General features: G+C 31.4%; 12 protein-coding genes and 1 tRNA gene. 6 read left to right on the forward strand and 7 right to left on the reverse strand.

The genetic code is table 11. The annotated features are described in order from the left end of the window. Positions 1-71: 71 nt before the first annotated feature. A tRNA-Leu gene (locus AQ1689_RS00335) sits at positions 72-153 on the forward strand. A gap of 139 nt (positions 154-292) precedes the next feature. Here the strand turns inward: AQ1689_RS00335 and AQ1689_RS00340 are convergent. From AQ1689_RS00340 to AQ1689_RS00360, 5 genes are all read right to left on the reverse strand, one after another. Next, positions 293-589, reverse strand: a complete 297-nt coding sequence (locus AQ1689_RS00340; RefSeq protein ID WP_101915626.1) for a carboxypeptidase-like regulatory domain-containing protein — start codon at positions 587-589, stop codon at positions 293-295. Positions 590-647: 58 nt separating this feature from the next. Continuing rightward, entirely contained in the window at positions 648-1,355 is a 708-nt protein-coding gene (locus AQ1689_RS00345; protein WP_101954828.1) for an energy transducer TonB, read from the reverse strand. A 688-nt stretch (positions 1,356-2,043) separates the two neighbouring features. Beyond that, a complete protein-coding gene (locus AQ1689_RS00350; RefSeq protein WP_101954829.1) occupies positions 2,044-3,222 on the reverse strand; it encodes an acyl-CoA dehydrogenase family protein in 1,179 nt (392 codons plus the stop codon). A gap of 408 nt (positions 3,223-3,630) precedes the next feature. Next, complete coding sequence (locus AQ1689_RS00355; RefSeq protein WP_101954830.1) at positions 3,631-4,056, reverse strand: hypothetical protein; 426 nt, start codon at positions 4,054-4,056, stop codon at positions 3,631-3,633. 2 nt (positions 4,057-4,058) lie between these two features. Next, positions 4,059-5,330, reverse strand: a complete 1,272-nt coding sequence (locus tag AQ1689_RS00360) for an AAA family ATPase (protein ID WP_232122597.1) — start codon at positions 5,328-5,330, stop codon at positions 4,059-4,061. Positions 5,331-5,497: 167 nt separating this feature from the next. Here AQ1689_RS00360 and rnpA point away from each other — a divergent pair, with 167 nt between their 5' ends. The 4 genes from rnpA (at position 5,498) to purD (ending at position 10,576) form a co-directional block, all read left to right on the forward strand. Next, the gene (rnpA, locus tag AQ1689_RS00365; protein ID WP_101954832.1) at positions 5,498-5,881 is read left to right on the forward strand and encodes a ribonuclease P protein component; all 384 of its coding nucleotides are present in this window, start codon (positions 5,498-5,500) and stop codon (positions 5,879-5,881) included. Next, complete coding sequence (locus AQ1689_RS00370; protein WP_198913853.1) at positions 5,871-7,496, forward strand: S41 family peptidase; 1,626 nt, start codon at positions 5,871-5,873, stop codon at positions 7,494-7,496. The genes rnpA and AQ1689_RS00370 overlap by 11 nt, the downstream gene beginning before the upstream one ends. 37 nt (positions 7,497-7,533) lie before the next feature. Then, on the forward strand, positions 7,534-9,213 hold the full coding sequence (locus tag AQ1689_RS00375) for a DUF6909 family protein (protein WP_101954833.1): 1,680 nt from the start codon (positions 7,534-7,536) through the stop codon (positions 9,211-9,213). An 88-nt stretch (positions 9,214-9,301) separates the two neighbouring features. Beyond that, positions 9,302-10,576: a phosphoribosylamine--glycine ligase gene (gene purD / locus AQ1689_RS00380; protein ID WP_101954834.1), complete on the forward strand. Its 1,275-nt coding sequence runs from the start codon at positions 9,302-9,304 to the stop codon at positions 10,574-10,576. An 87-nt stretch (positions 10,577-10,663) separates the two neighbouring features. Here the strand turns inward: purD and AQ1689_RS00385 are convergent, their stop codons facing one another. Together AQ1689_RS00385 and AQ1689_RS00390 are read right to left on the reverse strand one after the other, a co-directional pair. Continuing rightward, entirely contained in the window at positions 10,664-11,707 is a 1,044-nt protein-coding gene (locus AQ1689_RS00385) for a sensor histidine kinase (RefSeq protein ID WP_101915379.1), read from the reverse strand. Positions 11,708-11,764: 57 nt separating this feature from the next. Beyond that, positions 11,765-12,460 carry a response regulator transcription factor gene (locus AQ1689_RS00390; RefSeq protein ID WP_101915378.1) on the reverse strand — a complete coding sequence of 232 codons (696 nt, stop codon included), beginning with the start codon at positions 12,458-12,460 and terminating at the stop codon, positions 11,765-11,767. 212 nt (positions 12,461-12,672) lie between these two features. On the opposite strand from AQ1689_RS00390, the gene AQ1689_RS00395 reads away from it, so the two are divergent. Then, on the forward strand, positions 12,673-13,392 hold the full coding sequence (locus AQ1689_RS00395; RefSeq protein ID WP_101915377.1) for a 3'-5' exonuclease: 720 nt from the start codon (positions 12,673-12,675) through the stop codon (positions 13,390-13,392). Positions 13,393-13,468: the final 76 nt, after the last annotated feature.

Consider the following 13,468-nt stretch of genomic DNA (forward strand, 5'->3'; position numbering starts at 1 on the left):
TTAAGAGTTTAAAAGTTATTTTAAGTGAATTTAATTAAAAAAATTTTATAGATTTGCAGTACCAATACAATGCTCGAGTGGCGGAATTGGTAGACGCGCTGGATTCAAAATCCAGTGACTTAGGTCGTGCGGGTTCGATTCCCGCCTCGAGTACATATTTTTAACCTATTAATTATTAAACAACTGATAATCAATAGGTTATTTTTTTTCAAAAGATAAAAATGAGCAGTTTTTGTTCCGTTTTTTTTATCAAAAATAAAATATAGACAAAAAACAAAAGAGAAAATCACTACTATTTAAGCTCTTTTAAAACAATATTCAATTCTTGATCTAAGCTTTTAATTTGAATCACTTCTTTTTTATGCCCAGTAGCAGAAACTTGAATAATATATGGAAGTTTTCGGGCTATTATTAAAGTAAAATCCCCAGCACTATTCGAAGTTGTAGCTGCAGTACTTTGTAACGATTTGATACTTACATTAGGTAAAGGATCTAAATATTCATCGTAAACCTTTCCTTTTAAACTAATTTGCGCCGATAAAGCAACACTAAAAATCATCAAAAAAAAGAACAGTATTTTTTTAAACATTTTATATTGTTTTGAGTTATTTACTTAGTTTATAATTTGGTTTATAATTACGAGTTAATTATTCTAACGCCAATGAAATTGGAAAACCATACTTTACAGAAACACGTTTACCCTGTTTTTTTCCAGGAATAAATTGCGGTAATTTAGCAACAACCCTAAGTGCTTCTTTATGTAATAAATCCCCATTTTTATGCACAAGTGTTTTAATATTTTTTACCTCACCGTTTTTATCAATAATAAAACTTACCCAAATATTTCCTTGTATTGATTTTCGAATAGCATCGGTTGGATACTTAAAATGTGTCGAAATATGATTTACCATATTTTTATTAAAACAAAAAGCACGTCTTGTTTTACTTACATTTTTACAAGCATTAAATAGTGGAATTTTATCTGCCTTATTAAATTTAACCGCTGTATCTAACTCTTCTTTTGATAATTTATTGGTAATTTTAATTATATCTTGCCCTAAAGAAGGTTCTTTTTCAAGGGCTAATTTTTGATTTTCATTTTGAGGACTAATATGAATTTTAGCAATACCCACTCCTACTCCCTTGGTTATTTTACGTTTTTTTAAACTTCTTCTAGTTACAGGAATTTCTCTGGTTTTTTTAGTATGCTTCTTTTTCGTTTTTTTTATATCACATTTAGCAATGCTAATACTATTTAAATCTTCCACAATTTCTTTTGAAGATTCACACACCTTTTGAGCACATATGTTTATTGATAAACAAACAGTCAAAATCAATACTAATAACTTTTTCATAACACGGGGGGGTTTACTGTTTATAATGTTAATTTCAGCGCTAATTTAATAATTATTTAGACTTAATAAGAATAATTAGTAATAAAATACATCATAACAACCACAAAGAAAGTGAACAAAATAAGCTCAATGAAAAAAACAATATTAAGAAAACTTTAACTTAATATTAAGTTAAAATTTTCTTAAATAAACGAAACAACCCTAATTTTTTCCTTTTTTCTATAGGTATAACTCCTACGAATACTTAAAAAAGCCAATACTTCCTAGTGTTTTTCGTTCTATAAAAAACAACCTTTCTCAGTTGTTATTAAAAACATGATAAATGTCATATTTTAAACAAAACAGTACTGCTATTTTTGTCGCAAAAAGTAAGTAATATGATGCAATTGATTAATTTACCTTTAGTTTCTTGGACATACGGTACCGTTATAATAGGATTTTTCGCACTTGTTTGTGTGGGCTTAGTAGCCACTCTTTTAATTCTTATAGGTACAGGCAAGAAAAAGGAATAAGAAATTGTATTTAAATTTTTAATAGTTGATTTTAAGAAGAAGTTCTCTATATATATGTTGGTGGTTTAACGTGTATAGCCCTTCTTCTTTTTTTTAATAGTTCATTTAGTGTGCTTTATTATAAGAAGAAATAACTACAATGTAAGCTGGGGGGCTTAATTTTAGCGTATTTCTTCTTATTTAAAAGCATTTAAACCAGTAATATCCAAGCCTGTAATTAACAAATGCACATCATGTGTTCCTTCGTAGGTAATTACACTTTCTAAATTCATTGCATGTCTCATAATCGAATATTCGCCCGATATTCCCATAGCACCTAAAATTTGTCTTGCTTCTCTGGCTATATTTATCGCCATTTCCACATTATTTCTTTTCGCCATCGATATTTGCGCCGACGTTGCCCTATTTTCATTTTTTAACACCCCCAATCGCCATGTTAATAACTGCGCTTTGGTAATTTCAGTAATCATTTCGGCTAATTTTTTTTGCTGTAACTGAAACTGCCCAATCGGTTTACCAAATTGTGTACGCTCTTTTGCATATCGCAAGGCGGTATCATAACAATCCATCGCCGCTCCAATTGCGCCCCAAGCAATCCCATAACGAGCAGAATCTAAACATAATAAAGGCGCTCCTAACCCCGATTTATTGGGCAATATATTTTCTTTAGGAACCTTAACATTATCAAAAATAAGCTCCCCAGTAATCGAAGCCCTTAACGACCATTTATGATGCGTTTCAGGAGTCGAAAACCCCTGCATACCTCTTTCAACAAGCAAACCATGAATCCGTCCTTGTTCATTTTTAGCCCAAACCACGGCAACATCACAAATAGGTGCGTTAGAAATCCACATTTTTGCACCATTTAACAAATAATGATCTCCCATATCTTTAAACTTCGTTTCCATCCCACTAGGATTAGACCCGTGATTTGGCTCGGTTAAACCAAAGCTTCCAATCCACTCACCCGACGCTAATTTTGGTAAATATTTTTGTCGCTGCGTTTCATTTCCATACTTATAAATAGGTAACATTACCAATGACGATTGCACCGAAGCAGTTGAACGAATACCACTATCGCCACGCTCCAATTCTTGCATTATTAATCCGTAGGAAATTTGATCTAGACCAGCACCGCCATATTGCTCAGGAATATATGAGCCAAAAGCACCAACATCGGCTAATCCCTTTATCAATTCGCTAGGAAACTTAGCCTCTTGCGCGGCATTTTCAATAATTGGAGACACCTTTTTTTTAACCCAATTACGAGTCGTTTCACGAATAAGTTTATGTTCATCTGTTAATAAATCATCGGTTTGATAATAATCAGGAGCTTGAAATAAATCAGGTTTCATACAGTTGTTTTAAGGTTTTTTAAAGGATTTTTTTTGGAGCTATTTCCCGCTTTCCGCACTCGCTCTTTTTTGAAAAAAATCAAAAAAGGAGCTCAAACAATTGCTACAATCGGGGCTAGGCATCACTATAAAGTTTTGAACTTTACAAAGTACTTTATAGGTCTAAATATAAAAAAATTAAAAGCATAAAAATAAACTTGTCAAATAAAATTCATTTCAGTTTTACAAATCTTTCGGCTTAATACAAACACTCGCTATTTTATGGTGTATTGTTAAGCTACTTTACTTTGTAAGTCTGTTTAAAAATTATGGTAAAACAGGATGCAAAACTGAAATAAATTCAGTGCGACCGATTCGATTTCTTATTTTTCTGTTATAAAACTTTTTTAGATGAAATTTAAACAGATTTTATGCATTTGAAGGAAAAAATTGATGGTTATTATCTAGAAAAACTACAAAAAAAATGTTTGACTCTAGATAACCAATTAGCCTTAATTTCCGACCTAATTCTATTTTACTCCAAGGAATATCAGTTCTAGCTACGGTGTTTGGATATTTCCATTTCGAAACTTTTGGCATATTATTCTTATCCCATTTTCGGGTGTTTTGAATATCATACTGAATTATAATTTGCTCAGCCAATGATTGCCATACAGTTAGCTTGTTAAGTGTTTGCCCTAACTCTTGAAGTTTAAGTAGGTCTTTTTTATCGTCCCATTGCTTAAAAGTTTGCCCTTGTTTAATATCTAAAAACTCAAATGAGAATACAACTTTAGGCTCTCTTTTACTGCCACGTCTTTCTTTTTGACCTTGTCCTCTGCTGTAATTTCTCATGTTTAACGAATTAAATTTGTTAATTCGGATGATATTTCCATAGTCTCAGCTGCTCCAAAATGACAATTCAAATACATTTTCCTATAGTCCGAACTACCTCTAAGCCCCTGAGTAGATTTAAATTGAGACATTGGATATAACTCAGAAGCACCAAATTGATCCTTATCTATAAACCAAATTTGATCACGTCTATAAATATCATTGTCAAGTAATGTAGGATCGTGTGCTGTTATTATAAACTGAGCACCATTAATATTATGTTTATGAAATAATTGAACTAATTTTCTAGATAAATTTGGATGGAGTTTTGAGTCAAATTCATCAATTATAAATGTCCTTCCTGATTTCAAAGTAGCATATAGACCACCTAATAAATATATTAATTTTCGAGTACCATTACTTTCTTCGCTATCAACACGAAGGCTTACTTGTCCAGTTATGAAATTATTTTCATCGTACTTTTGATGAACCGCAACCAATTCATTATCCTCTATACTAACTGTTTTTATTTCTAGAAAACGTAAGGCAACAGTAATCCATTTTTTAAATCGCCCATCTGTTTCTAATAATTCTTTTGTATGACTTTTAACATAACTATCATCAAGTCCATCCATAATATTAAAAATATTGAACCAATGAAATATTTTGGATGATTCAGGAGCATTATGTTGAGCAAGAAAATTAAGAAGAAGAACATTTGAATTTACGTCTTTGTATCTTTTACCTTCTGAAAAACTTGTTTCATTAATCTTGAAATTAGAACCCGTTCTATCAAATAATATTGTTTCTCGTTTGTCCGTTTTTGTAAGATACTCACGAGTAATTATCCAATTTTGAATAGAAAATCCATATTTATAAATTATGCCATCAATTATAAATGACATTTCAAAAGAAGATGGATTATTAATTGTCTCTGTTGATAACCTGTGATGATACTTCCAAAAAGGTCTATCTTCTTTTGGCTCTAAAGAATCTTTAAATGAATTATGAAGTAGGTCTTTCATAAATTCCATAGCTTGAATTAAGTTAGATTTTCCGCCGCCATTACTTCCAAATACTGCAATTGATTTTAATAATTGAATATCTTCCCTACCGCTTTCTTTTATTATGTGTGTGTCATTATGTTCACCATAACTAGAAATAGGTGTCATATTAAGAATTACTTCATCTTTTATAGATAGGAAGTTGCTGCATTTAAATTCTAAAAACATAAGTCTTCTGTTTGTATTTATTTTGCAAATATAATTCTTAAACTCTATTTGTGCAATATTCATACACGAAATACATTTAAGTGTTTTCATTGATTGTTTGATATTCAAAATATCAAGGTGACTAGACCTAGCCCTATAAAAAATTAAAAGCAAGAATTAAAAAATACTTAAAAAAGGTTTTTACAATAGATTTGTGCAGTTTTGTGTAGGTTTATGTATGTTTGTAGCACATGAAATTTACACTAGGACAACAAGAAAGATTAAAGAGCAAAAAGCTAATAGGCAAGCTCTATGAAGAAGGAAAATCAGTTAAAGTTTTTCCACTTCGAATGGTATATATACAAACCGAACACACTTCAAAATTCCCTGTTCAGGTAGGAGTCTCTGTTCCAAAAAGAAACTTTAAAAGTGCGGTGGACAGAAACCGCATAAAACGCTTACTACGCGAAACCTATCGAAAAGAAAAATACACCGTGTATGATGCTGTAAATAAGCCACATGTATTTATGATTTCTTATATTGCAAGAGATGAATGGACTTATGCCGATTTAGAGGTTAAAATGAAAAAATTATTAACACTATTTGTCGCTGAAACTCATAAAAATGAAGAATAAAAAAGCGCTTTTTTTTGGTTTACTTGTAATTATTGCTGTTTTTTTTTCATTTCAATCCCGATTTTTTGAAATTGCAAAACAAATAGAAATTTACAACAATTTATTCAAGGAATTAAACATCAATTATATTGATGAAATTAATCCAGGAGAATTGACTGATAAAGCCATTAAAAATACGCTTAAAAATTTAGATCCTTACACCCGTTTTTACAACGAGCAAGACGTTGAAGACGCTCGTATTCGTCGTGAAGGGGAATACGGAGGTATTGGTATTGCTGTTTATTACACTAAAAAAGGCATTCTTATTTCAGAGGTTTACAAGGGGTTTTCTGCTGATAAAGCTGGGCTAAAAGCAGGCGATATTATTACAACTATCAACGGGCAAAATTTAACAGAAATAGCCAAAAGCCAATACGCACAAATGCTAAAAGGAACGCCTAACAAAGCACTTTCTTTAGGCGTTAACAGCAACGGAAACACCAAAAAAATCAGCTTAAAACTAGATAGGATTACAGTAAACCCCGTTCCATTTTACCGCATGATTGATGCTCAAACAGGTTATATCGTTTTAACAAAATTCACCAGTCAAAAAGCCACCGAACAAGTTGCCAATGCCTTCAACGAGCTCAAGGAAAAAGGCATGAAAAACTTGGTTTTTGATTTACGTAACAATCCTGGTGGTTCATTATTCGATGCTGTAAATATTACCAATTTATTTATAGATAAAGGTTTAAAAGTTGTCGATACTCGTGGAAAAACTAAAAAAAACACCAGAGTTTATAAAACAAAAAGAGAAGCTTTAGATACTAAAATTCCTGTTGTTGTTTTAATAAACGACCGTTCGGCTTCGGCTTCTGAAATTGTATCGGGTGCTTTGCAAGACTATGACCGTGCCGTTATTATGGGCGAACGCTCTTTCGGTAAAGGCTTAGTGCAACGTTATTTTAAACTAAATTACGGCACACAAATGAAAGCCACTATTTCAAAATATTATACCCCTAGCGGACGTTGTATTCAAGAATTAGATTATAGTAACAGAAATATTAAAACAGGTAAAGTTCCTAAATTTTCTGATGGAATTGTAAGTACATTCAAAACAAAAAACGGAAGAACAGTTTATGATGGCGGTGGCGTAACACCCGATGTAAAAACAGGGTTTTCTAAAAAATCAACAGAAACAAAAAAGCTATTAAAATCAAAAGCTATTTTTAATTTTGTTACCGATTTCACCCATAAAAACCCCAATTTAGCAACAGCTGACTTTCTTTTTAAAGCTACAAATTTTAATGATTTTAAAAATTACTTACTTACAATCGATACTAGCTTTGTAACAACTCAAGAAAAATTATTTAAAAAAGCCTATATTTCTGTAAAAAAGAACAACGCTATTGTATCAGAATATCAAAAAATAATCAACAAATTAAAGGCAGATAAAGTTGATCAAATTAGCCTAAACGAAGCTTTTTTAAGTACAGAAATACAAAATCAAATTATAAAAAGATACGTTTATAAACAAGGGCTATTTGCACATCAGCTTCAAAACGACAAAACCATAAGTAAAGCAGTACATCTATTAAAGAATCAAAAAAAGTATAACAAAATTTTAACAAGATAACATCTCTAACATATTTGTATCTTTGAACCCAAAAAAAATGTCAAAACCCAACCATAAAGAACGTAGTAGAGCGCAAGAATCAACCAACGCTATTGAAAAATTATACATTTCAATGCGTCATTTATTTAGTCGTGGTTTTTATAAACCCATGGGAATTTCAGGAGAAACATTGCGTAAATCATTACTGCAATTAAGACCCGAAATTTATGGTTCAATTGCCGAAGATAAAACCGAATTAAATGGTTTGGTTTACATTATTGAACGATTGCCTGAAGGTATTGAAGAGTGTCAGTTTATCAATTTAACTGCCGATGAAGGATATCGAAATTCAAAATTCGAAACAATTATTCCTCCTAAAAGAAGAAGAAATTGTTACCGTATTGATAAAGATCAAATGAATATCGAAATTACGCGTGGGCGTTCTGAAATTTACGATATTCTTACACATATTACCTTTTTATTTATTGAATCTCACAAAATAAAAGACCGTGTTGTTTCTGATAACGAAGATGGTTTTATTAGAGAATGGCTTCTTTTAGAAGATGTTGTTCTTTATAACAAAACGCTTTCAGACCAAGAAAAAGACGTAATTGTGGTACATCTTGGAAACATTCTAGGACGAACTTACGATGAGGTTTACGAAGCCTATAATACCTTTGCATCCGAAGAAAAACCAAACAGATTTTTCCATTTAATTTACTGGTTAGGTAAATTAGCCGTTAACGAAACAGCCAACGAACAAAAACGTTCTGTAAAATTTAGTACCGCTTTAATTGAAGAAATTGGACATCATTTTTATGGTGAAATTTGGGCAAATAGCATTAAAAAAACATTACTTGACAACAACTTATTAGAGCGTCCTATTCATATTATTAGTGCAAATATGCACAGTGTTATGAATAGTATTTATGGTAAAAGTGCCCTGCCTCAAGAATTTAAAAAACACAAAGGTTTTGAACTTTTTGAAGTATTGAGTAACTCTAACAGCCAACCTTTACAAAAAGCTGTTAAAAACCATGCGTCTAAAAATGGGTTAATTTATTTAAAAGATACTTCAGGAACCAATATCAATGTTCAAATTATTGATACCGAAAAAATAGATTTTAAAACAACTTCTTTTAAGAAAGTAAATTCTGCCGATCAAAAACCTGTTATTATTGTAATGGATTATGCTTTTGGTGAACAAGCTTTTGAAACCATGGATGAATTACTAAAACCTTATAAAACCGCTGAAAAAACAGTTCATTTAAATGTTGATTCGGTTTCTATTATGGGGAAAGCAGGAATTTTAGAAGGTGGAAAAGGTGATATTATGATTCCTTCGGCACATATTTTTGAAGGTACTGCCGATAATTATCCGTTTGAAAATGAATTAACCAAAGATGATTTAGAAGGCTTTGGCGTAAACGTTTTTGAAGGAACGATGGTTAGTGTATTAGGAACCTCTTTACAAAATAAAGATTTACTTGAATTTTTCCATGATTCTACCTGGAATGTGATTGGTTTAGAAATGGAAGGCGCACATTATCAAAAAGCCATTCAATCGGCCTCTAAAATTAGAGGGAATATCCGTGAAGATGTAAAAGTTCGATATGCTTATTACGCATCTGACAACCCGCTAGAAACAGGAGCAACTCTTGCCTCTGGAGGTTTAGGAATGAGTGGCGTTACACCAACTTATGCCATTACACAAAAAATACTAGAACAGATATTTTAATAATTATTTCAACAAAAAAGGCTATTTTTTTAAATAGCCTTTTTTGTTATTTTATATTTGCATTGATAACACAACAACACAACATACCATGAATATCTTAATTTTAGGATCAGGAGGAAGAGAGCATTCCTTTGCAAAAAAGCTTTCAGAAAGTACCAAAACAAAAAAGCTTTTTGTAGCTCCTGGTAACGCAGGTACAAGCGCTGTAGCTACAAATATTGCTATCAATCCAACCAATTTTAATCAAGTAAAAGAAGTGGTTTTACAACACCAAATTAATATGGTTGTTGTAGGTCCTGAAGCACCTTTAGTAGCAGGTATTCACGATTTCTTTTTAGCTGATCAGCAATTAAAAAACATTGCTATAATTGGTCCTAAAAAAGATGGTGCTTTACTAGAAGGAAGTAAAGATTTTTCGAAACAATTTATGATTAAGCACAATATTCCTACCGCAAGGTATGAATCATTTACTGCCCAAACACTAGCAAAAGGACACGCTTTTTTAGAAACCTTAGCGCCTCCGTATGTTTTAAAGGCTGATGGATTAGCTGGTGGAAAAGGTGTTTTAATTTTAAACGATTTAGAAGAAGCAAAATCTGAATTAAAAGAAATGCTTTCAAACGAAAAATTCGGAGAAGCTTCGGCAACCGTAGTTATTGAAGAATTTTTAAAAGGAATTGAACTTTCGGTATTTGTTTTAACCGATGGAAAAAATTATAAAATTTTACCTTCAGCAAAAGATTACAAACGTATTGGTGAAGGCGATGCTGGTTTAAATACTGGTGGAATGGGCGCTATTTCTCCTGTTCCTTTTGCTACGGATGATTTTTTACAGAAAGTAGAAGATTTAGTAGTAAAACCAACAATTGATGGTTTACAGAAAGATGGAATTGATTACCGTGGCTTTATTTTTATCGGCTTAATGAACGACAACGGAAACCCATCTGTTGTTGAATACAACGTACGTATGGGCGATCCTGAAACAGAGGTTGTTTTACCAAGAATTAAATCTGATTTAGTTGATTTATTCGAAGGTGTGGCAAACAGAACTTTGGATGAAAAATCATACCAAGTTACCTCTCAAACAGCAGCAACAGTAATGTTGGTTGCTGGCGGATATCCTGAAGCCTACGAAAAAGGAAAAGAAATTACAGGTTTTGAATTGGCGACAGATTCTACTGTTTTTCATGCAGGAACAACCGATAAAGATGGTAAAGTAGTTTCAAACGGAGGAAGAGTTATGGCAGTTACTTCTTTTGGAGATTCTATTCAAGAAGCGCTTGATAAATCATACAAAAGCATTGACAAAATTTCTTTTGAAGGAATGAATTACAGAAAAGATATTGGTTTTGATTTAGTCTAAATAATCGAAATTATTATAAACTAAAAAAGGAGTTGATTTAATCAGCTCCTTTTTTTGTGCTTGTTTATTAGAGTCTATTATAACTTTTTAATTGGCTTTTTCAAGGGTAAACGAAAATTCTGAACCCTTACCATACTCACTTTTTAGCAAAATAGTTTCATCATGAGCTTCAATAATGTGCTTTACAATAGAAAGCCCCAAACCTGAACCTCCTTGCTCGCGTGAACGGCTTTGATCTACCCTGTAAAAACGCTCGAATAAACGAGAAAGATGGTCTTCTTTTATTCCTTCGCCATTATCAATTATTTTAATGATAAATTTATTTGGGTTATAACTTTCAATACTTGCCGTAGTAACACCGCCTACTTTACCATATTTAATCGAGTTTACAACCAAGTTAATTAACACCTGTTCAATACGCTCAACATCACCTTTAACAAAGCGAGGGAATTCATAAATAGTATCAAATAATAAGGTAATGTTTCGTTTTTTGGCTTTCATTTCAAACAAATCAAAAACATTTTGAATAAGCTCTATAATATTGAAAGTTTGAATGTCCATTTTCATGCCCTCGGTTTCCAATTTAGCAAGCATGTCTAAATCTTTAATAATCGAGGTCAATCTTTCTACACCTTTATTGGCTCTTCCTAAATATTTAGTACGAATTTCTTCATCTTCGGCAGCGCCTTCAATTAGAGTTAAAATATAGCCTTGTATAGTAAAAAGTGGCGTTTTTAATTCGTGGGCTACATTGCCTAAAAAATCTCTTCTAAAAGAATCTCTTTGTGTTAATACCACAATTTGTTTGCTACGATCTTCTACATAAGTTTGCAAACTTTTGGTTAATGCTTCTACATCTGTAGTAACCTCTTTTCGTTCTAAATCGTTTACATCTAAAATAGAAATATCTTCATATAACTTTTTTACACGTTGATAAATAAAATGTTCTGCCCTGTATTGAATGATCAAAAAAGAAACCATGAACATTAAAATTCCGAAAATAACAACCGCCCATACTCCTAATGAATCTATTAAAACAAAATAAGAAACTAAAGCAATAACTAATGAAATTGTTGTAGAATAAAACGCTGACCAAAGCGCATAACGGTATGTTTTTTTAATTTTTTTCATTATATAAAAATAGATTGCCTTTCAGCAATCTATATAATTATTACGTTTTATTTTTATTTATTTATCTTCTTCTAAAACAAATTTATACCCAACACCTTTTACGGTTTTGAAAAAATCATCACCTATTTTTTCTCGAAGCTTACGAATATGAACATCAATAGTTCTTCCTCCTACAACGACTTCATTTCCCCAAACGCTATCTAAAATCACTTCTCTTTTAAATACCTTTCCTGGTTTTGATGTTAATAATGATAACAATTCAAATTCTTTTCTTGGTAAGGCTATTTTTTTATCACCTTTTAATACAACATATTCATCTCTGTTGATAACAATATCGCCTAATGTTGTTGTTGCATCGGTTTTATCTTCGGTTTTTAAGCGTCTTAATAGCGACTTTATTTTACTTACTAAAACTTTTGGTTTTACAGGTTTTGTAATATAATCATCGGCACCAGCATCAAAACCAGCCATTTGCGAATAGTCTTCACCTCTAGCGGTTAAAAAAGAAATAATTACGTTTTCTAACGATTTAATATTTCTGATTTTTTCACAGGCTTCAATACCGTCCATTTGAGGCATCATAATATCTAATAATATTAAATGCGGAGTTACTTTTTTTGCTAATTTTACTGCTTCTGCACCGTTGTTGGCTGTAAAAACCTGATAGCCTTCTGATTTTAAGTTATATCCTACTATTTCTAAGATATCTGGCTCATCATCAACTAGTAAAATTTTAACATCATTCGTGTTCATAGGTCATTTTATATTATGTTATCCAAAAGTAACGATAAAATTATAAATCATCCCTCTTGTTCTTTAACTTAACGTTCATTTAATTATTCATAAACATTTGCTTAAATTACATTTGCTATCCTAATAACAGGTTTTTTATTTACTTAGCTGTTTTTTGTATCTTTATCAAACTCGTTTTAACCAAAAATAACGCCCGCTTTTAATCGAAAAAAATGTTACATAAAATAGCCTTACAAAACATCTTATTTTTAGATATTGAAACTGTTCCTGAAACTGAATTTTTTTCTGATTTATCCGAAGAAAAACAAGAACTTTACGCTTTAAAGACCGATTATAAACGAAAAGATGATGGTATTGATGCCAAAGATTTTTATCACAAAGCAGGAATTTGGGCCGAATTTGGTAAAATAATTTGTATTTCCGTAGGGTATTTAACCAATAAAACTTCCGAAAACCAGCTTAGAATCACCTCTTTTTCTGGGGATGATGAAGCCCGTATTTTAACTGATTTTAAAAATTTATTAGACACCCATTTTAGCCAAGATAAATATGTGTTATGTGCTCATAATGGAAAAGAGTTTGACTTTCCATACATTGCTCGTCGCATGATTATAAACCGAATTGACTTGCCTAAAAAACTAAATTTATTTGGAAAAAAGCCATGGGAAATACCACATTTAGACACCTTAGAATTATGGAAATTTGGCGATTATAAACATTATACTTCCTTAAAGTTATTAACTGCGATTTTAAATATTCCTTCGCCAAAGCAAGATATTGACGGCAGTGAAGTAGCGCAAGTGTATTATCAAGAAAAAAACCTGCCTCGCATTGTTGAATATTGTGAACGTGATACTGTTGCAGTAGCTCAACTTATTTTGCGTTTTTTAAATAAACCTTTACTTGAAAAATCAGATATTATAAAAGTGTAAAGTATCTAATAAATTAACTAAAAACCACGTTTAAAATATTTTTAAACGTGGTTTTTTACTATTTTTAAATAACTAT

The organism is Tenacibaculum finnmarkense (assembly GCF_900239185.1).
GTDB lineage: Bacteria > Bacteroidota > Bacteroidia > Flavobacteriales > Flavobacteriaceae > Polaribacter > Polaribacter finnmarkensis.